A 22,313-nucleotide genomic window follows, 5' to 3' on the forward strand; every position below is an offset into this window, starting at 1 on the left:
GTCAGGCCAACTCCAATGCCGCGGCCACGGCGGTCGGGTCCACGGGCACCGGCTCCACTTCGGCCAGGCCCTGCAACGCGGTGTCGGGATCCTTCAGCCCGTGCCCGGTCACCGTGCACACGACGACGGACCCGGCCGGCAGCCGGCCATCGGCGGCCACCGCCAGCAGGCCGGCGACGCTCGTCGCGGACGCGGGCTCGACGAAGACGCCCTCACGGCTCGACAACAACCGGTAGGCCGCCAGGATCTGCTCGTCGGTGACGGCTTCGAACAAGCCACCCGACTCGTCGCGGGCGGTCACCGCACCGGCCCACGACGCCGGGTTGCCCACCCGGATCGCGGTCGCGATGGTCTCCGGCTCGCTCACCGGCTCCCCGCGCACCAACGGTGCCGCACCCGCTGCTTGAAAACCGAACATGCGTGGCGTCGAGGCCACGACGCCGTCCGCGGCGTACTCCTGGTACCCGCGCCAGTAAGCCGTGATGTTGCCCGCGTTGCCGACGGGCAGGCAGTGCACGTCCGGCGCCCGGCTGAGCACGTCGCAGACCTCCCACGCGGCGGTCTTCTGGCCGAGCAACCGGATCGGGTTGACCGAGTTGACCAGTTCGATCGGGTACTGCGCGGCGGTCTTGCTCGCGAGCTCCAGGCAGTCGTCGAAGTTGCCGTCGATCTGCAGGATCCGGGCGCCGTGGGCCACGGCCTGGGCCAGCTTGCCGAGCGCGATCTTGCCGCGCGGGACCAGCACGGCCGCGGTCAGCCCGGCGCGGGCGGCGTAGGCGGCGGCCGACGCGGACGTGTTGCCCGTCGACGCGCAGATCACCGCCTCCATGCCGTTGGCCTTGGCGTAGGTCATGGCCCCGGTCATGCCGCGGTCCTTGAACGAGCCGGTCGGGTTCATGCCCTCGACCTTGAGGTGCACCTGGCACCCGGTCAGCTCCGACAGGTGCGACGCGGGCAGCAACGGCGTGTTGCCCTCGCCGAGGGTCACGATCTGCGCGCCCGCGGGCAGCGGAATCCGGGCGGCGTAGGCGGTGAGGATCCCCGGCCAGCCGGTCATGACTCCTCGCCTTCCACCCGCATCACGCTGACGACGTCGTGCACCACCGGCAACCCGGCGATCTTGTCCACTGTGGAACGCAAGGCGGCCTCCGGGGCCGAGTGGGTCACGATGACCAGGCTCGCGTCACGGCGCCTGCCTTCCTGGCGCACGGCGGCGATGCTCACGTCGTGCTCGGCGAACACACTGGCCACTGTGGACAGCACGCCGGCCCGGTCGGCCACGTCGAGGCTCACGTGGTAGCGGGTCGAGGCCTGGTCGATGGTGCGCACGGGCAGCGCGGCGTACGCGGACTCGCGCGGTCCGTGGCCGCCGCCGACCAGGTTGCGGGCCACCGCGACCAGGTCGCCGAGCACCGCGCTCGCGGTCGGTGCGCCACCGGCGCCCTGGCCGTAGAACATGAGCTGGCCCGCGGCATCGGCCTCGACGAACACGGCGTTGAACGCGCCGCCGACGGTGGCCAGCGGGTGGCTGCGCGGGATCATGGCCGGGTGCACCCGCACGGCGACGCTCTCCGCGCCGTCCTCGCCGGTGACCCGCTCGCAGATGGCCAGCAGCTTGATCGTGCGGTTGAGCCCGCGGGCCGCCGCGATGTCGGTCGGCGTGACCGAGGTGATGCCCTCGCGGTACACGTCGGTGGCCGTGACCCGGGTGTGGAACGACAGGGACGCCAGGATCGCGGCCTTCGACGCGGCGTCGTAGCCCTCGACGTCGGCGGTCGGGTCGGCCTCGGCGTAGCCCAGCCGGGACGCCTCGTCCAGGGTCTCGGCGTACCCGGCGCCGGTCTCGTCCATGGCGGACAGGATGAAGTTGGTGGTGCCGTTGACGATCCCCATCACCTTGGTGATCCGGTCGCCGGCGAGCGACTCGCGCAGCGGTCGCAGCAACGGGATCGCCCCGGCCACGGCGGCCTCGAAGAAGAGGTCGGCGCCGGAGGCGTCCGCGGCGGCGAATAGGTCGGCGGCGCTCTCGGCGAGCAACGCCTTGTTGGCGGTGACCACGGACTTGCCCGCGGTCAGCGCGTCCAGCAGCAGCCCGCGCACCGGGTCCAGGCCGCCGATCACCTCGACCACGACGTCCACATCGGACGCCACGAGGGCGGCCGCGTCGGTGGTGAGCAGGTGGGCCGGCACATCGGGGTGCTTGTTGGGCCGGCGCACCGCGACCCCGGTCAGCTCGATCGGGGCACCGACGCGGGCGGCGAGGTCGTCCGCCTGCTGGGTCAGCAGCCGGATCACCTCCGTGCCGACGGTGCCGCAGCCGAGCAGGGCGACCCGGATCGGGCGGTGACTCATTCCACCTCCAGGCGCAACATGTCCTCGACGGTTTCCCGGCGCAGCAGCGTGCGGGCGGCGCCGTCGCGCACGGCGACCACCGGCGGGCGCGGCAACCGGTTGTAGTTGCTGGCCATCGCGTAGCAGTACGCGCCGGTGGCGGCGACCGCGATCAGGTCGCCGGGGGCGAGGTTCGCGGGCAGCCAGCAGTCGCGGACGACCACGTCGCCGGACTCGCAGTGCTTGCCGACCACGCGGCACAGCACCGGCTCGGTGTCGCGCTCGCCGTCGCCGGCCGAGCGGGACACCAGGCGGCAGTCGTACACCGCGTCGTACAAGGCCGTGCGGATGTTGTCGCTCATCCCGCCGTCGACGCTGACGTAGCGGCGGGCGCCGTGCTGGCCGAGCGTGAGGTCCTTGATGGTGCCGACCTCGTAGAGGGTGATCATGCCGGGGCCGACGATGGCGCGGCCCGGTTCGACGGCCACCTTCGGCTGCGCGAGCCCGGCCAGCTCGCACTCGCGAGCCACGATCTCGTGCAGCTGCTTGGCCAGCCGCGCGGGCGAGGGCGGGTCGTCGTCGGGGGTGTAGGCGATGCCCATGCCGCCGCCGAGGTCCACAACGGACAGTTTGGCCAGTGCCTCGGCACCGTGCTCTTCCTTGAGCGCGGCCAGCAGGCCGACCACGCGGTGCGCGGCGATCTCGAAGCCGTCGGCGTCGAAGATCTGCGAGCCGATGTGGCTGTGCAGGCCGATCAGCTCGAGCGAGCCGGACTTCAGCACCCGGCGGGCGGCCTCGGCCGCGTCGCCGGAGGCCAGCGAGAAGCCGAACTTCTGGTCCTCGTGCGCGGTCGCGATGAACTCGTGGGTGTGCGCCTCGACGCCGACCGTCACGCGGATGAGCACCTGCTGCACGACGCCGCGCTCGGCGGCGCAGTGTTCGAGCCGGGCGATCTCGTGGAACGAGTCGAGCACCACCGTGCCCACGCCCGCGGCCACCGCCTCGTCCAGCTCGGCGACCGACTTGTTGTTGCCGTGCAAGGTGATCCGCTCGGGCGGGAACCCGGCACGCAGCGCCACGGCGAGCTCGCCGCCACTGCACACGTCCAGGCTCAGGCCCTCCTGGGCGACCCAGCGGGCGACCTCGACGGACAGGAACGCCTTCGACGCGTAGTGCACGAGCGCCGGGTCGCCGAACGCCTCGGCGTGCTCGCGGCAGCGTGCGCGGAAGTCCTGCTCGTCGAGCACGAACAACGGCGTGCCGTGCTCGGCGACCAGCTCGCGGACGTCCACATCGGACACCCGCAGCGCGCCGTCGGCACCACGGCCGGCGTTGCGCGGCCACACGGCGGGGTGCAGCAGGTCGAGATCCTCCGGCGGCAGGCCCGCGGTGTTGCCGGGCGCGACGACGTCGGCGTGCCGTGGGCCGGCCGGGTGTGCCCTCATGGTCCGTTACATCCGTTCTGGTGCGGTGACGCCGAGCAGCGCCAGGCCGTTGGCCAGCACCTGGCGCGCGGCCATGCACAGTGCGAGGCGCGCCACGGTCAGCGGCGTCGGCTGCTCGTCACCCTGGGGAAGCACCCGGCACGAGTCGTAGAACTTGTGGTAGGCACTCGCCATGTCTTCCAGGTAGCGGGCCACCCGGTGCGGTTCGCGCAACTCGGCGGCGGTGCGCACGACGCGGCCGAACTCGCCGATCGTGCGGATCAGGTCACCCTCGCGGTCGTGGGTGAGCAGGCCGACCGCGATCTCCGTGCTGTCGGTGGGCACGGTGATGCCGAGGTCGGCGGCGTTGCGCGCGAGCGAGCACAGCCGCGCGTGCGCGTACTGCACGTAGAACACCGGGTTGTCGTTGCTCCGCTTGCGCAGCAGGTCGAGGTCGATGTCCAGCGTCGAGTCCGCGCTGGAACGCACCAGGGAGTAGCGGGCGGCGTCCACGCCCACCGCGTCCACCAGGTCCTCCATGGTGATCACGGTGCCCGCGCGCTTGCTCATCCGCACCGGCTTGCCGTCGCTGACCAGGTTGACCAGCTGGCCGATCAGCACCTCGACGGCGTCGGGGTCGTCGTCGAGGGCGGCGGCCGCGGCCTTGAGCCGGGCGATGTAACCGTGGTGGTCGGCGCCGAGCATGTAGATGCAGAGGTCGAAGCCGCGGGCCCGCTTGTCGCGGAAGTAGGCGATGTCCCCGGCGATGTAGGCCGGGGCGCCGTCGCTCTTGATGACGACGCGGTCCTTGTCGTCGCCGAACTCGGTGCTGCGCAACCACCACGCGCCGTCGGCGAGGTAGAGGTGGCCCTTGGCCTTCAGGTCCTCGACGACCTCGCTGACCACGCCGGAGCTGTGCAGCGAGTCCTCGTGGAAGAACACGTCGAAGTCGGTGCCGAACTCGTGCAGCGCGCGCTTGATCTCGTCGAACATGAGGCCGACACCGAGGCGCCGGAACACCTCGTCGCGCTCGGCTTCCGGCAGCGACAACGCGTCCGGCTCGGACTTCATCACCTCGACGGCGATGTCGGAGAGGTACGCGCCCGCGTAGCCGTCCTCCGGCGCGGGCTCGCCCTTCGCGGCGGCGATCAAGGACCGGACGAACCGGTCGATCTGCGCGCCCGCGTCGTTGAAGTAGTACTCGCGGGTCACCGCGGCGCCCTGCGCGGTCAGCACGCGGCCGAGCGCGTCGCCCACGGCGGCCCAGCGGGTGCCGCCCAGGTGGATCGGGCCGGTCGGGTTGGCCGAGACGAACTCGAGGTTGATCTTCCGTCCGGCCAGCAGGTCACCCGTGCCGTAGGCCGTGGTCGCGGCGAGCACGTCGCGCACGATCTCGCCCTGCGCGTCGGCGGCCAGGCGCAGGTTGATGAAGCCCGGCCCGGCGACCTCGGCGGTCGCGACGTCGTCGGCCTGCGCGAGCGCCTCGGCCAGCCAGCCGGCGAGCTCGCGCGGCGCGACGCCCACTTTCTTCGCTACCTGCAGCGCGAGATTGGTGGCATAGTCGCCGTGCTCCGGGTTGCGGGGCCGCTCGACGGTGACCGTTTCCGGCACGGCGGTGTGATCCAGCTCTCGACTGGACAACACCCGCAGCGCGGTGGAACGGACCAGGTCGGCGAGCACGGCTGGGGTCACCCGGGGAAGTCTAGGTAGCGCACGTCCGGCGCACGGCGCAGGCCCCTGGACGGAGTGCCTAGACTGCCCGACGGCCTGCGCGCTCGGGGCCCGGTCAGCACCAGGTGGCAACCGTTTGACAATGAGCAGACACCGCCTACTTAAACTCAACAAGAGCACCCAGTAGCGAGACGAGGTCCGAGTCCGGCATGGCCAGTGGGACTAAGAGCAACAAGACGCCCGCGAAGTCCGCGGCAAAATCCGGCAAGTCCGGCAAGGCGCGCCCGTCGGTCGTCGCGACCAAGCCGAAGCCGTGGGGCACGATCATCGCGGTCGTCGTCGTGGTCGCGCTCGCCGGCGTCGTGTTCGGCTACGCGTACAACAAGATCTCGGCGAAGAACGCGGCTCAGGCGGCGGTCGAGAAGTTCGTGCCGTCGGACACGAACAAGGACCCGTCGACGCAGATCCCCGGCGTGGTGGTCAAGCAGTACCCCAACGGCCTGCACGTCAAGGCGAACCAGCGGGTGGCCTACGACCAGAGCCCGCCGTTCGGCGGCCCGCACGACCAGGCCTGGGCCGACTGCGAGGGCGTCGTCTACCCGACCGCCGTGCGTAGCGAGAACATGGTGCACGCGCTCGAGCACGGCACCGTGTGGATCGCCTACAACCCCGACCAGGTCAAGGGTGCCGACCTGGACAAGCTCAAGCTCAAGGTCGACGGCAAGCCGTTCATGATGCTGTCGCCGTACCCCGGGCTCGACCACCCGGTCTCGCTGCAGTCCTGGGGCCACCAGCTCAAGGTCGACAAGGTCGACGACGAGCGCATCGACCAGTTCATCACCGCGTTGAACCAGAACAAGTACGAGTACCCCGAGGTCGGCGCGAGCTGCGGTTCGCTGGCCGCCGAGGGTCTGTTCGACCCGGCCAACCCGCCGAAGTTCGACCCGAGCAAGCCCGGCAAGGACGCCATCCCGATGAGCGGTGAGGGCGCGACCAACCAGGGTGCGGCCGAGTCGCAGGGCAAGGCGACCCCGACCGCTCCGGCCTCGGGCAAGTCCTCGGCCAAGACCACGACCACCAAGCCGTCGAGCTAGGCCGCCGTGGTCGAGCGGGAGATGGTGCACCCGGACGACGATGAGGTCGACGAGGTCGTCGAGGTCGTCGAGGAGCCGCAAGCCGCGGAAGACGACGGTCACGGGGCGCCTTCGGCGCAACGGGCCCTCGTCTTCGCGGCGGCGGCGCTCGCGGTGCTGCTGGTCGGCGCGGCGATCGGGATGCTCATCACCCGCGCGACCATCGACGAGCCGTCGGTGCCCACCGCCGGTTCGGTGGACGTCGGTTTCGCACAGGACATGGCGGTGCACCACACCCAGGCCGTCACGATGGCGACCATCGAGCTCGGCCGCTCGTCGGATCCCGAGGTGCGCAACCTCGCGTTCGACATCCAGACCAGCCAGCAGAACCAGGTCGGTCAGATGAACGGGTTCCTGGCGGTCTGGAACCAGCCGCTGTTCGGCTCCGGCACCTACATGAAGTGGATGGCCGGGCCGGCCGGGCACGGCGGCATGGGCGGGATGGACATGTCGGCCGACGGCGTCAAGAAGATGCCCGGCATGGCGACCACGGCCGAGCTCACCAAGCTGCGGACGCTGTCGGGCAAGGAGCTCGACGTCTACTTCCTGCAGCTGATGATCCGCCACCACGAGGGCGGGGCCCCGATGGCCCAGTACGCCTTGGACCACGCCCAGACCGACGCGGTCCGCACGCTGGCGGACTCGATCATCAAAACCCAGGGTGCCGAGGTCACGACCATGACCGAGATGCTCGCCGCACGGGGCGCCAAGCCGCTGCCCGCGCCCTGAGTCACCAGGACGTCTCGCCGCACTCGCCGGCCGAACCACGCGGTTCGAGCTGCAGCGTCGCGTGCTCGAGCTGGTAGCCGTCGGCGAGCACGGTGCGGGCCGCCGCGAGCACCTTGCCCTGGTCGGCGTCGCCCCGCACGATCAGGTGCGCGGACACGACCTCCATGCCCGAGGTCAGCGTCCACACGTGCACGTCGTGCACGGCGCACACCCCCATGACGGCGGCGAGGTCGGCGGTCAGCGTGCCGACGTCGACGCCCTCGGGCGCGTGCTGGAACAGGATCCGCAGCGACCGCTTGGCCAGCGTCCACGTCCTCGGCAGCACGAACAGCCCGATGGCCACACCGATCAGCGGGTCGGCGTAGCGCCAGCCGGTCAGCAGCGTGATGGCCCCGCTCACCAGGACGCCGAGCGAGCCGATCAGGTCGGCCACCACTTCGAGGTAGGCCCCGCGGATGTTGATGCTGTCCTGTGCGCCGCCCCGCAGCAGCGCGAAGGACACGACGTTGGCGGCGAGCCCGAAGGCGGCCGCGACCAGCACCGGCAGCCCCGGCACGGCCGGTGGCGACGGCAGCCGCCGCACCGCCTCGATCAGCACGTACGCGGCGACGCCGAAGAGCAGCACGGCGTTCGCGAGGGCGGCGAGCACCTCGGCCCGGTAGAGCCCGAACGTCCGGCCGCTGCCGGTTCCGGCGCGACGGGCGGCCAGGATCGCGGCCAGGGCGAGGCCGACGCCGATCACGTCGGTCAGCATGTGCACGCCGTCGGACAGCAGGGCCAGCGAGGAGGTCAGGATCCCGACGGTCAGCTCGACGAGCATGAACGCGGCCGCGATGCCGAAGGCGGCCCACAGCCGCCAGGCGTGCCGCGCACCCGCGCTCAGCCCGCCCGGTGACCGCACGGCGTGGCCGTGACCGTGACCCATCGTCTGCCTCCCGATGACCTAACATATTGCGATTCGTGCATGGGTGCAATCGGAGTGGCCGACGTCTCCGGTCCGTCACGATCGAAGCTCCAGGACGCGGCGGCGGGCCGAGTTCGGGTTACGTTGCCGACGTGGAGTTTCGCCTGCTGGGACCGCTGGAGGTCGTGCGCGACGGTCGTCGCGTGTCGCCGGGCGGCCCCCGCCAGCACCGGCTGCTCGCCGCGCTGCTGCTGGCCGTCGGCCGGACCGTGACCGTCGACGCGCTGATCGACGCGGTCTGGGACGACACGCCGCCCGCGACCGCACGCCACCAGCTGCACAAGGCCGTGGCCGCTCTCCGTGAACGCCTGCGCTGCCGGATCGAGACCGAACCGGCCGGCTACCGGCTCCCGGTCACCGCCGACACGCTCGACCTTGCCGCCTTCGAGCACCACCTCGCGTCGGCCAAGCAGGCAGCGGCCGCCGACCACCTCGCTGCCGCCGTGGCACTCTGGCGCGGGCCCGCGCTCGACGGGGTCGACGGCACCCGGCTGCGGGCCGCGGCGCACGCACTGGACGAACGCCGGGCCGGCGCCGTGGAGCGGCTCGCCGCGCTGCGGCTGGCCGACGGCGACACCGACGGCCTGGCCGACGAGCTGGCCACGCACCTCGCCGAGCACCCCTACCGCGAAGAGTTGCGCGCGCTGGTCATGAAGGTGCTGCACCACGACGGGCGCCAAGCCGACGCGCTGCGCGTCTACCACCAGGGCCGCACCCTGCTGGCCGAGCAACTGGGCGTCGACCCGTCGGCCCAGCTACGTGCCCTGCACCAGCAGATCCTGCAAGGGGAAGTCCGGGGCGGAGAACCGGGCGAGGCACCGCTCAACGCGCTCCCGCACGACATCGCCGACTTCACCGGGCGCACCGCCGAGCTGGACTGGCTGCGCCAGGCCGCGACGCCCGGCGCGGTGATCGCCGTGGACGGCATGCCCGGCGTCGGCAAGACCACCCTCGCCGTGCGGGCCGCGCACCGGCTCGCCGCCGACTACCCCGGCGGGCGGCTCTTCCTCGACCTGCGCGGCCACACCCCAGGTGCGACACCGATGGACGCCACCACGGCCCTCGGCTTGCTGCTGCGCATGCTCGGCGTCGCGCCCGCGGCCATCCCCAGCGAGCCCGAGCACCGGGCCGCGCGCTGGCGCAGCGAGCTGGCCGGCCGGCGGGTGCTCGTCGTGCTGGACAACGCCGCGGGTGCCGCCCAGGTCCGGCCGCTGCTGCCGGCCGCGCCGGGCTGCCTGACCATCGTCACCGCGCGGCGCCGGCTCGGCGCGCTCGACGGCGCGGCCACGCTGACCGTCGACATCATGCCCGCCCTCGACGCGCGGCGGCTGTTCGAGAGCGTGGCCGGCCCCGGCCGGGTCGCGGCCGAACCCGACGCCGTCGTGGAATCCGTCGCCCGGTGCGGACAACTGCCGCTGGCCGTGCGGATCGCGGCGACCCGGCTCGCCCACCGTCCCGCGTGGACGGTCGGGCACCTGGCCGGGCGGCTGCGCGACGAGCACCACCGCCTCGCCGAGCTCGCCGTCGACGACCGGACCGTGGCGGCCGCGTTCGCCTTGTCCTACAAGCAACTTCCGGACGACACCGCGCGGTTGTTCCGGTTGCTCGGGGTGCACCCGGGCCTGGACATCGACGTGTTCGCGGCGGCCGCGCTGGCCGGCGCGCCGGTGCGCGCGACCGAGAAACTGTTGCAGGACATGGTCGACGTGCACCTGGTCACCGAGCACGTGCCGGGCCGCTACGGCATGCACGACCTGTTGCGCCAGCACGCCCGCCGACTCGCCCACGAGGTCGGCGAGCCCGGTTCCGCGCTCGACCGGCTGGTCGACTACTACCTGGCCGCGGCCACCGTCGCCGCCGACCAGCTCGACTCCGGGCGCCGGTTCACCCCGGCCGTCGACCACCAACCCGCGGCGGTGCCGGAGCTCACCACGCGCGGGCAGGCGCAGGCGTGGTTCGGCGCGGAGCTGGCGAACCTGGTCGAGGCGGTCGAGCAGGCGAAGCCCAGCCAGGCCTGGCAGCTGGGTTGCGTCGTGCGGCCCTGGCTCGAGCAGCGCGGCCTGCTGACCGAGTGGGCCCGCACGCACCACCGCGCGCTGGACGCGGCACGCGCGTGCGGCGACCGCGCGGGGGCGGCCGTCGCGTTGTGCGGGCTGGGCGCGTTGCACCTCTGGTGCGGCGAGCAAACCCTTGCCCGGCAATGCTTCCACGACGTGCTCGACGCCGAGGCCAACGCCGCGCTGCGGGTCAACGCGCTGACCAACCTGGGCATCCTCGCCCTGCGCGCGGGCGACTACCGCGCGGCCATCGACTGGAGCGAACGCGCGCTCGCGATCACCGGCAGGCATGGCGAGCACGGCGCTCGCGAGCGCCGCGACGCCGCCGCCACCCGCACGACGATCGGGCTGGCCCTGGGCCGGCTGGGCGATCCCGAGCGCGCGCTGCGCGAACACCGCAGCGCGATCACGATGGCCCGCCAGGCGGGCGCGGTGGCCACGACGTGCCAGGCGGTGCTCGGGCTGGCCGAGACGGCGTACGCCCTGGGAGATCTCGCGTGCGCCGCCGCGAACTTCCGGGAAGCGCTGGACACGGCCAACGCCAACGGGTTGCGCTTCCACCAGGCCATCGCGCTGGAGGGCCTGGCACACGCGTGCGCCGAGGCCGACCCCCAGTCGGCCTCGGCGCGGTGGGCGGCGGCCGCTCGGATCCTCGGGGAGCTGGGCAGCAGCTACGAAGCGCAGCCGCTGGCCCACCTCGACTCACCGGACGCGGACTGCGACCTCTGCCGCGGCGTCCCGGTCAGAACGGCTTAAGGCGCTGTCCTGTGGATCTCGGTCGACCGCGACCACGGATCCGCAGGACAGTGCCTAGGGCGAAACCTGGGTGCTGGCGTCGGTGACCACCTGCCAGCGGCCGTGCTCGCGCACGAGCGTCATGTCGATGGTGATCTTCAGGTCGAGGCCCTGGGTCTCGTCGAGCCAGTTGGCGTCGACGATCGTCACGCCGGAATCGCAGCCGTAGAGCTCCGAGGTGCGGATCGTGTACGGGAAGCGCCACGTCTTGACCGCGAACATCCGCTTGGCGTCGGCGAGCACGGCATCGCGCCCGGCGGTCACCTTCCCGTTGGTCACGCCGATCACCCGCGGGTGCAGGATCCGGGTGTAGCGGTCGACGTCGCGGGCGTTGAACGCGTCCATGTCCTCGTGGACGGCCGCGTCGAAGGAACGGGCGCAGCTGTGGTCCTCACGCTGGCTCGCCGACGCGGACGCGACGGTGGTGGGCACGGCCACGCCGACCCCGAGGGCCAGCGCGACCAGGGCGATGATCTTCTTTCTTGGCATGGGCCCACGGTGCCGCCCGCCGCTCCCCGTTCGGTCCCCGATCTCCACCGGCGCTCCAGCCGGGCGCGACGAGAGGTCGACGGACCGGGCGGACAGTGGCTTGCATCACATTGTTGCCACGAAGGACCGGCATCATGTCATCACCGGAGCTGAACGACCGAGAACACGCGATCCTGCGCGCGATCCGCGACGGCCGCGGCGAACTCAGCGGCCACCGCTGCTCCGAATTGCAGGTCGACGGCTGCTGGTGCGACACCGTGGCCACCTGGCACCTGCTCTTCGAGGGGCTGATCGCGCCCGTGCGCCCCGCACCACCCGGCGGCCGGGTCCCGGCCACCCTCACCAGCCTCGGCGAGTTCCTCGTCGGGGAAGGTCCGCTGGCGGACAAGAACCGTCCGTAGCTCGGCCGACGGGGTCCCGGCATCGTATGGTCTGCGATGGACGGGAGTGACATGCCGAACGCTCAGCGCAACGATCTGCGGGTCGACCTGCTGGGACCGGTTCGCGCGCGGGCGCAGGACGGCGGCGAACTCGCCCTGGGACCGGCCCGCCAGCGCGCCGTGCTCGCCCGGCTCGCCGCGGTCGCGGGCGCGGTGGTCACCCGCCGGGAGCTGATCGCGGCCGTCTGGGGTGAGCAGGCCCCGGCCAGCGCCGAGGGCAACGTCTACACCTACATCTCCGGCTTGCGTCGCCGCCTGGACGCCCGGCGGCTGGTCTCGGAAGGCGGCGGCTACGTGCTGCGGGGCGCCGAGGTCGACGTCGCCGAGTTCGAAAGCCGGTGCGCGCGGGCCGAAAGCGCCACCGCGGCCGAGGCGGCCGAGCACTACGCGAAGGCGCTGGCGTTGTGGCGGGGCGAGCCGTACGCGGGCATCCCCGGGCCGTTCGCCGAGGAACAAAGGGCCCGGCTGTCCGAGCTCTGGCTGGACACCGTCGAGCGGCGCGCGCGGGTCCTGCTCGACCTCGGCCGGCACGCCGAGGTGGCGCCGGAACTCGTGCCCCTGGTGCGGGACAACCCCTTCCGGGAGTCGCTGCGGACCGCGTTGATGCTCGCCCTGTACCGGGGCGGGCGGCAGGCCGAGGCGCTCGAGGTCTTCCACGACGCACGCCGGGTGCTGCAAGCGGAACTGGGCACCGAACCCGGCAGCGCGCTGAAGGAACTGCACGAGCGGGTGCTGGCTCGCGACCCGTCGCTGGACCTGCCGAAGCCGGAAGGCGTCACGGCAGGCGTCACCGCATTGGCCGAGCCCGTGCCGCCTTCGGTCGCCGTCGCCGGCCCGCCGCCCGGCGGGTTGATCGGCCGCGACCGCGAACTGGGCGTGTTGCGTGCGCTGCTCGCCGACGTCGCCGCGGGCACCGGGCACTCGGTGTGGCTGGAGGGACCGTCCGGCGTCGGCAAGTCCGAGCTGCTGACCGCGGGCCTCGCCGACGCCCGCAAGCACGGCTGCCAGCTCGCCTGGGCGGCCGCCGACGAGCTCTCCCAACGGTTTCCGCTGCGGGTCGTGCTCGACTGCCTCGGCATCGACGCCCGCTCCCCCGATCCGCGCCGCGCCGAGCTGGCGCGCCAGCTGCAAGGCGACGGGTTCGCCGGCCTCGACGAGGTGTGGCGCGGCGGCGACCCGATGCTCGCCGCCGTGGACCAGTTGCTGTCGCTGGTCGACGACCTGTGCGCGGGCTCACCGCTGGTGCTCGTCATCGACGACATGCAGTGGGCCGACGAGGCCAGCGTGCTCGTCTGGCACCGCCTCGCCTCGGCCACCCGCCAGCAGCCACTGCTGGTGGTCGGTTCGGCGCGACCGGCCCCTGGGCGGGCCGAGCTGGACCAGGTCCGCCGCGGCGTCGTGGCCCGTGGCCACACCGTGATCCCGGTGTCACCACTGGATTCCGAGGGCACGGTGGCCATGCTCACCGGCCTGCTCGGCGGGCGGCCCGGCCGGTCCGTGCTCGAGGTGGTGGCCCGCGCCGACGGCAACCCCATGTACCTGCGCGAGATGGCCGACGCGTTGGTGCGCTCCGGCAGCGTCGAGGTGGTCGACGGGATCGCCGACATCGACGAGGCGTCCGCCTACGATCCGCCGACCTCGTTGGTCGCCGCGGTCAACCTGACCCTGGACGGCATCTCCGACGGCACCCGCGAGGTGCTGCGGATGGCCGCGCTGCTCGGCCCGGACTTCTCCGTCGCCGACGTCGCCGCGGTCACCGGCCGCACGCCGGGCTCGCTGCTGCCGGTGTTCGACGAGGCGGTGGCGGCCAAGGTGCTGGTGGACGCGGGCACCCAGCTCTCCATCCGCCACCCGTTGCTGCGCCACGCGCTCTACAGCGGCATCCCCGGCCCGATGCGGGCCGCGTTGCACCGGCACGCGGCGCAGGCGCTGGCCGAAGCCGGCGCGCCCGTCCGGCGGGTGGCCGAGCAGCTGATCGCCGCGCCGACCGCGTTCGACACGTGGGTCGCGCAGTGGCTGGTCGAGCACGCCGCCGAACTGTCCAACAACGCGCCGCACATCTCGGCCGAGTTGCTGCGCCGCGTCGTGAACACGCGCACGCTCAGCCCCGCGCACCGCGCTGCGCTCACGACGGCGTTGGTGAAGGTGCTGTTCCGGTTGTCGCGCAACCCGGAGGCGGAGGCGCGTGAGGCGATCGCGATGGCCACCACGCCCGCGCAGGCCGCCGAGATGCGCCAGATGCTGGCCGCGATGCTGCACCAGCGCGGCGAGACCGAGTGGGCCAAGGAGGTGCTGACCGAGTCGCTGGCCGACCCGGGGGTGCCCGGCGAGTGGCGTTCGCGGCACCTGGCCCTGCTCGCGAACTTCCAGCGTGGCGACATGAACGACGCCGACGACCTGGCCGACGCCGAGCGCAGCGCGCTCGCGTCGGTCGACGAGGCGGTGGCCGCGGCCGACGCCTACTCGGTCGCACACGCCCACCAGACGCTCTGGCAGGTCAACTCGATGCGCCGCCACCACGACGCCGCGCTGCACCACATCGACCAGGCGCTGACCGCGGTCGCCGACCAGCCCGAGCTCGCCGACATCCAGTTCGACCTGCTGGACAACAAGCTCTTCACGCTGCAGAACCTCGACCGGCTGCCGCAGGCGCGCGCGACGCTGCGCGCGGCGCGCGAGCTGACCGTGAAGCACTCGCTGCCCAGCGGGCTGCAGGTGTCCGCGGCCGTGCACTACTACTGGGAAGGCCGCTGGGACGACGCGCTGGTCGAGCTGGACACGATCACCGAGGACGGCCCGGCCATCACGTTCTACGGGCTGCGTGAGCCGGGGCCGGCGGCGTTGCTGCTGCACGGCGTCGGCGCGTTGATCAGCGTGCGCCGCGGCGACCGGGCGGCCGCGGTCAACCACCTGGACGCGGCCGAGGTGCACGCCCCCGCGACCCGGCCCGAACGCGAGGCGTTCGACTTCCTGATGGTGGCGCAAGCGTTTGCCGCGGTACAAGAAGACGACGTCGACCGCGCATTGGAGATCCTGTCGCCGCTGCTCGACCCCGGGTACGCCCGGATGATGCTGCGCCACCAGTGGCTGCCCGACCTGGTGCGGATGGCGTTGCGGGTCGGCGACCGCGACCGGGCCCGGCGCGCGCTGACCGCGTGCGAGCAGGAAGCCGACATGGAGACTGTCCCGGCGCGGGCGCACGCGGCCCTGCTGCACTGCCGCGCGCTCGTCTACTCCAATGTGGACTCGGCCTTGCGCACCGTCGAGCACTACCGGCACCTGGACCGGCGGGTCGAGCTGGCCGCCGCACTGGAAGACACCGCGGAGCTGCACGCGCTGGCCGGGCGCGCCGGCGACGCCCGCCAGGCCCTGGCCGAGGCCGTCGAGCTGTACAACGAACTCCTTGCGGCGTGGGACATCCAGCGGGCCCTGGGACGCCTCGCCGCGCACGGCATCCGGCCGCAGGTCGCGGTCGCGAAGCCCGGCGACGGCTGGGCCGCACTGTCCACAGTAGAGGTGCGGATCGCCGGGCTGGTGGCCGAGGGGCTGTCCAACCCGCAGATCGCCCGGCTGCTGCTGTTGCCGCGCCGGACGGTCCAGGCCCACGTAGCACGCATCATGCGCAAGCTCAGCGTCGACTCGCGCGCGCGGCTGGGTGAACTCGCCGCGCAGCACCAGAAGGACACCGGCGTGCTCAGCCGCTACATCCGCCCCCAGCAGGTGTGACGATCCGTTACTGAATCGCCCAAGACGGCTCGATGCGGCCTGGTTGGCACAGCCGACCGGAGTGATCGTTTAGGCTGACGGTGCGGTCCACATTGATCGTCCTTTTCGGACCGTGTCCACGAAACCCTTTCTATCGAAAGAAAAATACTTCGATGATGCACGACGACCACGCCCGAGGCGTTGCCGTCCTCGATCGTTCCGCGCACTCGCAGAAGACCATGAGCGAGTCGCGCTGCGACCTGTCCAGGGTCGTCTGGAAGGCCGACGAGAACATGTTCGGCTCCGGCCGCGGCACCCTCGTCCTCGAACTCGTCGACGACGTCGCGTGGGCAACCGCGACGCGCCACGCCGGCGGTCACGCCGTGACCGTCGCGATCGACCACATGAGCTTCGGCGGGCCGACCTGGCCCGGCGACGTGGTCACCGCCACCGCCCAGGTCGAGGCCGTGGGCACCACCTCCATGAGCATCGGCGTCTACGTCGTGGCGCAGCCTGGCGCCACCGGCCGGCTGGTGCCCACGCTGGTCGCCGAGGCGCACCTGGTGTTCGTCGCGGTCGACGACACCGGCTCGCCGCGCCCGGTGCCCGCCGTGGTCCCGGAGACCGCCGAGGAGCACACCCGTGCCGCGGCCGCCGCCGCCCGTCGGAGCCTGCGGTCGGCCCTGCGGGCCACGCTGCGGGAGAACCGGTGACCGGCGTCCTGACCCGGCCGGCGGCGCGGGAGATCGCGTTCGCGCTGGTGGCCGAGGCGTTGAACGAAGGCGACTACACGATCGTCCGCGAGTGCGTCGCGGACGACGTCGTCGACCTGTCCGAGCAGCGGGTGTTCCGCGACGGGCGGGCCGGGTTGATCGCGGCGATCGACGACGTCCGCACGATCTGGCCGGACGTCTTCGGCCGGGTCACCGCGCTGGACGTGCTCAGCGACGAGGACGGCCGGACCACGGTCGCGCTCGCGGTCACCACGACCGGCACGCGTGCGCACCGCAACCTGCACCCGCACCCGTCGGCCGGGCAACAGCAGCGCTGGCGCCACCACCACGTGCTGGTGCTCGAGGACGGCCTCGTCCGCCGCCACCACGGCTGGTGCTGAAGATCCAGCCGCTCGGGCGCACCTTCCATTCCTTGCGAACGCGGGCATGCCAGGAGCCGTTCCCGGGGTGCACCGAAAGGTTGAGGTCCTGGGAAGCAACCGCAGGACACCGGCGCGTCGGACTCCCGGCGCGCCGGTTTTAGATGATCCCGGTGCGCAGGGCGTAAGCGACGGCGTGCGCGCGGTTGCGCAGGTTCAGGCGGCTGGTCACCCCGTAGATCACGTTCTTCACGGTGCGCTCGGAGTAGCACAGCTTGGAGGCGATCTCGGCGGTGTCCATGCCGTCGGCCATCAGCCGCAGCACGTCGATCTCGCGCGTGTTGAGCCCGGAGCCGTTCAGCCCGCGCGGGCCCAGCACCTCGCGTTGCATCTTCTCCACCTGCTTGAGCAGGTCGCCGAGCATCTTGCTCGGCAGCAGGCCACCGCCCGCCGCGACCGTCTTGATGCTGGCGATCAGCCGGTCACCGGTCGCGGCGGCGCGGGGCAGCACCGCGGCCACCCGGCACTCGACGACGGTGAGCAGCTCCTTCTCGGACAGCTCGCCGATGATCAGCACGACCGGGACGACCGCGGCGCCGGCCCACCGGCGCAGCGTGGCGAGGACGTCTGGAGTGATGCGATCGACTGCGAGCACGATCACGTCGGTGTCCAGCGGCGGACACGTCACCACCGTGGTCTCGGGCCGGGACTGGAGGTAGCTCGTGAGCCCCGCGCGGGTCAGGGGATCCGGGACCTGGACGGCAACCCGCGTGACACTCATTTTCGAACCTCCCCGAACACCATTGACCGGTTCAGAGAACAGTGTGCGTTCGGTGACCTACACAGAGACTCCAGGCACTCCGTTCGGACCTTCATTTCCGGGTAGCCCCATGGGTACGGTGGGTGCTCGCGCACTGGATCGGTACCGAAGGACCTGCGCAAATGGCGGATGACGGGCACCAAGCGTCCTTACGCATCCGTGTCCTGGGGCCGGTGCGGGCGTGGCGCGGGGACACCGAACTCGACCTCGGGTCGGCCCGGCGCAAGGCCGTCTTCGCCGTGCTGGCGTTGCAGGCCGGGCACGCCGTGTCCAAGGCGCGGCTGGTCGCCGGGGTGTGGGGCGACGACCTGCCCGCGACCGTCGAAGGCAGCCTGCACACCTACGTCTCCGGGTTGCGCCGCGTGCTCGAGCCCGGCCGCTCCCGCTGGTCGGGGGGCGAGGTGCTGGTCTCGGCGGGCGACGGTTACGCGTTGCACGTGCGTCCGGAATGCCTTGACGTGCACCGGTTCGAGCGGCTGCGGACCGAGGGCGCCTACGGCGAGGCGCTCGCGCTCTGGCACGGCACGGCGCTCGACGGCGTGAGCGGCCCGTACGCCCAAGCCCAGCGCGACCGGCTCGGCGAGCTGCGCATGCTCACCGTCGAGCAGCACGCCCAGGAGCTGCTCGCCCGCGGCCGCGCCGAGGAAGTGGTCGCCGACCTGGTCCCGCTGGCCGCCGAGCACCCGCGCCGGGAAACCCTGCACGGGCTGCTCATGCTGGCGTTGCGGCAAAGCGGGCGGCCCGAGGAGGCGCTGGCGGTCTACGCGGCCATCAACGCGAGGCTCGGCGACGAGCTCGGCATCGAGCCCGGCGCGGCGCTGCGCCAGATCCGCGACCAGGTGAGCGACCGGATGAGCGACATCCCGGCCGTGGTCACGGCGCGCAAACCCGCCGGCCCCGACGTGGTGGCCGGGCGGCACCACGAGATCAGCGACCTGCGCCGGTACGTGCGTGCGCTGGCGGCCGGGCGCGGCGGCACCGTGTGGCTGGAGGGCGAGCCGGGCATCGGCAAGACGACCACCGTGTCCGCGGCGTTGGCGGAGGCACCGGTTCCCGTGCTGTGGGGCGCGGGCGACGAGCTGAACCGGCGCTTCGCCATGCGCACCATGCTCGAATGCCTCGGCGTGGACGCCCAGGCCGCCGACCCCCGGCGCGCGGCCGTTGCCGCCTCGCTGCGTGAGGACAGCTCCCCCACCCTGATCACCGAGCGGCTGCTCGCGCTCGTCGAGCAGTTGTGCGCCGACGGCCCGCTCGCCCTCGTCGTGGACGACCTGCACTGGGCCGACCCGGCCAGCCTGCTGCTGTGGCGGCGCCTGGCCGTGGCCACCCGGCGGCTGCCGTTGCTGCTCGTGGGCGTCAGCCGCCCGGCGCCCGCGCACGACGACTTCGCGCACGTGCGGTCGGCGGTGCTGGCCGCGGGCGCGGACCTCATCCGGCTCGACCCACTGGACGAGGACGCGGTCGCCGACCTCGCGCACGCGTGGTTCGGCGCCGAGCCCGGGGCGAGCCTGCTCGAGCTGGCCGAACGGGCCGCGGGCAATCCGCTCTACCTGCACGACGTGTTCACGGCGTTGCGCCGGCACGGGCTGGTCGAGATCGACGACGGCATCGCCGAGGTGCCCGAAGGTGCCGCCGACCAGCTGCCCCGCAACCTGGCCACGGCCGTGACCCGCCGGCTCGGCTTCCTCGGCGAGCCGGCCCGGGAGGTGTTGCGCTGGGCGGCGTTGCTCGGTACGGAGTTCGACCTCGCCGACCTGGCCGCCGTGCTCGGCAAGGCCGTGTCGGAGCTGCTCGGCGGGGTCGAGGAAGCGCTGGCCGCCGCCGTGCTGTGCGAGGCGGGCGAGCGCTTCGCGTTCCGGCATGCGTTGGTGCGCCAGGCTTTGTACGAAGCCATGCCCACGGCGGTCCGGCTCAGCCTGCACCGGCAGGCCGCCGAGACGCTGGACCGCGCGGGTGCCGCCCCGCACCGGGTCGCCGAGCAGTTGCTCGCCGCGCCGGTTCCGGTCGACGCGTGGGTGGCGCGCTGGCTGATCGCCAACGGCAACGCCGTCGCCGACCGCGATCCGGACGCGGCCGTCCGGCTGCTGGAACGGGCCGTGACGGAGCCCGCCGTCCCGCGCGACGCGCGCGAGGACCTGACCGCGCGGCTGGCCCGCACCCGGTTCTGGCTCGGCGGCCGACCCGAACCGGAGGCCCGCGCGGTGCTGGAGATGACCGCGGATCCGGGTCGGGCGGCGGAAATGCGGCTGATCCTGGCCTACCTCGACTACCACCGCGGCGACGTGACCGGCGCGCTCGCCGCGTTGCGCGAGGCCGTCGCCGACCCGACGATGCCCGAACGCTGGCGCGCCCGGCACCAGTCGCTGCAAGCCATGATCGAACGGCTGGGGCTCGACGACCTCCCGCTCGCCGAGGCCACCGCGACCGACGCGCTGGCCAAGGCTCGCGCCGCGGACGACCCGTGGGCCGCCGCGCATGCCTTGCAGGACTTGTGGCAGATCGAATCGGTGCAGCGCGCACACGAAGCCGCACTGGTGCATGTGGACGGTGCGCTGGAGGCCGTGCGGGGCGAGCCCGATCTCGGTGACCTCCAGCTTTCGTTGCTGGACAACAAGGTCTTCACGCTGCAGAACCTCGACCGGCTCGACGAGGCGACCGCGACCCTGACCATGGCGCAGGACCTGATCTCCCGGCGCGGGCTCGACGGCGGCATGCACATCCCGGCCGCGGTGCACTGGTACTGGCTCGGCCGCTGGGACGACGCGATGACCGAGCTGGACGCGGTCGTGCGCGACAGCCCGGAGATCACCTTCTACGGGTTGCGCCAGCGTGGCGCGATCCTGTTGCTGCACGGTGTTTCCGCGTTGATCGCCGGGCTGCGCGGGGACGGGGCGCAGCTGGCCGCGCACCTGCGCGACGCCGAGGAGTACCCGCTGGCCAGCGTGGAGGACCGCGAGCACTGCGACTTCCTGCTCGCCGCCGCGGCAATCGCGGCCGAGCAGCACGACCGGCCGGATGAGGCGTTGCGGGTGCTGGCGCCCACGCTGAACCCGAAGTACGCGCGGATGATGTTGCGCCACCAGTGGTTGCCGGTCGTGGTGCGCCTGGCGTTGACCGTGGGCGACCGGGAGACCGCGCGGCAGGCGCTCGAGGTGTGCGAGTCGGAGCGGGCGATGGAGGCCGTGCCCGCGCGTGCGGCGAACGCGACCGACTGGTGCCGCGGGCTCGTGGACGGCGACGGCGAACTGGTGCTGGCCGTGGCCGGCCGGTTCGGCACGGCCGGGCGGCGGGTGGAGCAGGCGCTGGCGTTGGAGGACGCGGCCGTGCTGCTGGCCCGTGGCGGTTCGGGCGAGCGGGCGCGGGCGACGTTCGCGACGTGCGTCGCGCGGTACTCGGAGCTCGGCGCGTCGTGGTGCGTCCGTCGGGCCGAGAGCCGGCTCTTGCCGTTCGGCATCGACCGGACGCAGGCCGTCGCTGGGGCGCGGCTCTCGCCGGTGCAGCTGCGGATCGCCGAGCTCGTCGCCGACGGCTGGCCGACCACCGACATCGCCGCGCAGCTGATGCTGTCGCGCTCGAGCGTCGAGACCCACGTCGCCCGGCTGGTCGACCGGCTCAAGGTGAGCTCACGACTCGGTATCACCCGGGAAGCAATCGAGCGAAACCTGTAACACGGCCACCACTTACCGCGATAGGACGCTTTCTGACCTGCGGTGACGCTCTACTCCGCTTGATCGAAAAAGATGACCCAGGATCACCTGGCTAGAGGAATCGACCGCGTCCGGATGGCACCTAGCCTCTCGGGGTGCCTTCCCCGTTCGCCCCGCGCCCGGCGACCCCCGCGCCGACCGCCACCGCTCAAGCACGTCCGTGCCCGCTGCTGTCCGGGCTGCCCGCCCTGAACGCGGTGTGCCTGGACATCGACGACACCTTGATCGACTTCACCGCGTCGGCCCGCACCGCCCTGCACGGCATGATCGGCCGCGACGACCTGTGGCCGCGGTGGCAGCAGCTGACCGACGAGTTCGTCCGGCGCGTCGTGGCGGGCGACCTCGACTACCAGCAGATGCGCTGCGCACGCACCAAGGCGTTCTTCGCCGACCTCGGCAACCACCTCGCCGACGACGAGGTGGACGCGATGGAGCAGCGCCGGCTCTCGGAGATGAACCGCGCCTGGACGCTGTTCGAGGACGCGCTGCCGTGCCTGGACTGGCTGCGGGCGGCCGGGCTCGCGATCGCCGCGGTCACCAACGCCTCCGGCCCGCACCAGCACGCCAAGCTCGCCGACACCGGCCTCACCCGCTTCTTCGACGCCGTGCTCATCGCCGGCGAGTGCGGTGTCGCCAAGCCCGACCCCGGCATCTTCCACGCGGCGTGCGCGCAACTGGGCACGACCCCCGCGACCACCGCCCACGTCGGCGACCGGTGCGATGTGGACGCCCACGGCGCGCGCAACGCCGGTCTGCACGGCATCTGGCTCGACCGCAGCGGCGCCGGCGTCGCGACCGCACGCGCCGAGGGACTGCTCGCCATCACCGGGCTCGACGAACTGCCCGAACTGCTGGTCAGCGAGTACCGCCTCGGTCCGGCCGGGGGCGCGTCACCCGTGCCCGCACCCCGCTGAGACCCCGCTGAAACGCCGCTGTCCGCGGTGGTCTACTATCT

At 72.6% G+C, this 22,313-nt stretch carries 16 protein-coding genes; 9 read left to right on the plus strand and 7 right to left on the minus strand.

The window, feature by feature from the left end:
* Position 1 precedes the first annotated feature (1 nt).
* The 4 genes from thrC to argS are packed head-to-tail and all read right to left on the minus strand — an operon-like array spanning position 2 to position 5,447.
* Positions 2 to 1,057: a threonine synthase gene (thrC, locus tag EV186_RS20345; RefSeq protein ID WP_133850903.1), complete on the minus strand. Its 1,056-nt coding sequence runs from the start codon at positions 1,055 to 1,057 to the stop codon at positions 2 to 4.
* Entirely contained in the window at positions 1,054 to 2,352 is a 1,299-nt protein-coding gene (locus tag EV186_RS20350; protein ID WP_133850904.1) for a homoserine dehydrogenase, read from the minus strand. The genes thrC and EV186_RS20350 overlap by 4 nt, the downstream gene beginning before the upstream one ends.
* Positions 2,349 to 3,776, minus strand: coding sequence for a diaminopimelate decarboxylase (gene lysA, locus EV186_RS20355; protein ID WP_133850905.1), 1,428 nt, complete (start codon positions 3,774 to 3,776; stop codon positions 2,349 to 2,351). Before lysA ends, EV186_RS20350 begins: the two co-directional genes overlap by 4 nt.
* Before the next feature lie 6 nt (positions 3,777 to 3,782).
* Positions 3,783 to 5,447: an arginine--tRNA ligase gene (gene argS, locus EV186_RS20360; RefSeq protein ID WP_133850906.1), complete on the minus strand. Its 1,665-nt coding sequence runs from the start codon at positions 5,445 to 5,447 to the stop codon at positions 3,783 to 3,785.
* Positions 5,448 to 5,635: 188 nt separating this feature from the next.
* Between argS and EV186_RS20365 the strand changes: the two genes are divergently transcribed.
* Together EV186_RS20365 and EV186_RS20370 are read left to right on the plus strand one after the other, a co-directional pair.
* Entirely contained in the window at positions 5,636 to 6,520 is an 885-nt protein-coding gene (locus tag EV186_RS20365; RefSeq protein ID WP_133850907.1) for a DUF3105 domain-containing protein, read from the plus strand.
* Between the two features lie 6 nt (positions 6,521 to 6,526).
* Positions 6,527 to 7,288, plus strand: a complete 762-nt coding sequence (locus tag EV186_RS20370) for a DUF305 domain-containing protein (protein WP_243754156.1) — start codon at positions 6,527 to 6,529, stop codon at positions 7,286 to 7,288.
* A 1-nt stretch (position 7,289) separates the two neighbouring features.
* Here the strand turns inward: EV186_RS20370 and EV186_RS20375 are convergent, their stop codons facing one another.
* Positions 7,290 to 8,213, minus strand: a complete 924-nt coding sequence (locus EV186_RS20375; RefSeq protein ID WP_133850908.1) for a cation diffusion facilitator family transporter — start codon at positions 8,211 to 8,213, stop codon at positions 7,290 to 7,292.
* A 131-nt stretch (positions 8,214 to 8,344) separates the two neighbouring features.
* On the opposite strand from EV186_RS20375, the gene EV186_RS20380 reads away from it, so the two are divergent.
* On the plus strand, positions 8,345 to 11,065 hold the full coding sequence (locus tag EV186_RS20380; RefSeq protein WP_133850909.1) for an AfsR/SARP family transcriptional regulator: 2,721 nt from the start codon (positions 8,345 to 8,347) through the stop codon (positions 11,063 to 11,065).
* A 54-nt stretch (positions 11,066 to 11,119) separates the two neighbouring features.
* Here the strand turns inward: EV186_RS20380 and EV186_RS20385 are convergent, their stop codons facing one another.
* Complete coding sequence (locus tag EV186_RS20385) at positions 11,120 to 11,593, minus strand: nuclear transport factor 2 family protein (RefSeq protein ID WP_133850910.1); 474 nt, start codon at positions 11,591 to 11,593, stop codon at positions 11,120 to 11,122.
* 134 nt (positions 11,594 to 11,727) lie between these two features.
* Between EV186_RS20385 and EV186_RS20390 the strand changes: the two genes are divergently transcribed.
* The 4 genes from EV186_RS20390 (at position 11,728) to EV186_RS38995 (ending at position 16,852) form a co-directional block, all read left to right on the plus strand.
* Positions 11,728 to 11,994 (plus strand): hypothetical protein, encoded by a 267-nt coding sequence (locus EV186_RS20390; RefSeq protein WP_133850911.1) that lies wholly within the window; start codon positions 11,728 to 11,730, stop codon positions 11,992 to 11,994.
* 51 nt (positions 11,995 to 12,045) lie between these two features.
* Positions 12,046 to 15,759: an ATP-binding protein gene (locus EV186_RS20395; protein ID WP_133850912.1), complete on the plus strand. Its 3,714-nt coding sequence runs from the start codon at positions 12,046 to 12,048 to the stop codon at positions 15,757 to 15,759.
* Positions 15,760 to 15,911: 152 nt separating this feature from the next.
* The gene (locus EV186_RS20400; RefSeq protein WP_133850913.1) at positions 15,912 to 16,451 is read left to right on the plus strand and encodes an acyl-CoA thioesterase; all 540 of its coding nucleotides are present in this window, start codon (positions 15,912 to 15,914) and stop codon (positions 16,449 to 16,451) included.
* Positions 16,448 to 16,852: a nuclear transport factor 2 family protein gene (locus tag EV186_RS38995; protein ID WP_166659245.1), complete on the plus strand. Its 405-nt coding sequence runs from the start codon at positions 16,448 to 16,450 to the stop codon at positions 16,850 to 16,852. The genes EV186_RS20400 and EV186_RS38995 overlap by 4 nt, the downstream gene beginning before the upstream one ends.
* Before the next feature lie 139 nt (positions 16,853 to 16,991).
* On the opposite strand, the gene EV186_RS20410 is transcribed toward EV186_RS38995, so the two are convergent.
* Positions 16,992 to 17,612, minus strand: a complete 621-nt coding sequence (locus tag EV186_RS20410) for a helix-turn-helix transcriptional regulator (RefSeq protein ID WP_133850915.1) — start codon at positions 17,610 to 17,612, stop codon at positions 16,992 to 16,994.
* A 161-nt stretch (positions 17,613 to 17,773) separates the two neighbouring features.
* On the opposite strand from EV186_RS20410, the gene EV186_RS20415 reads away from it, so the two are divergent.
* Entirely contained in the window at positions 17,774 to 21,319 is a 3,546-nt protein-coding gene (locus tag EV186_RS20415) for a BTAD domain-containing putative transcriptional regulator (RefSeq protein ID WP_243754157.1), read from the plus strand.
* 236 nt (positions 21,320 to 21,555) lie between these two features.
* Positions 21,556 to 22,272, plus strand: coding sequence for an HAD family hydrolase (locus EV186_RS20420; protein WP_133851372.1), 717 nt, complete (start codon positions 21,556 to 21,558; stop codon positions 22,270 to 22,272).
* Positions 22,273 to 22,313 lie beyond the last annotated feature (41 nt).

Source organism: Labedaea rhizosphaerae (genome assembly GCF_004362825.1).
GTDB lineage: Bacteria > Actinomycetota > Actinomycetes > Mycobacteriales > Pseudonocardiaceae > Labedaea > Labedaea rhizosphaerae.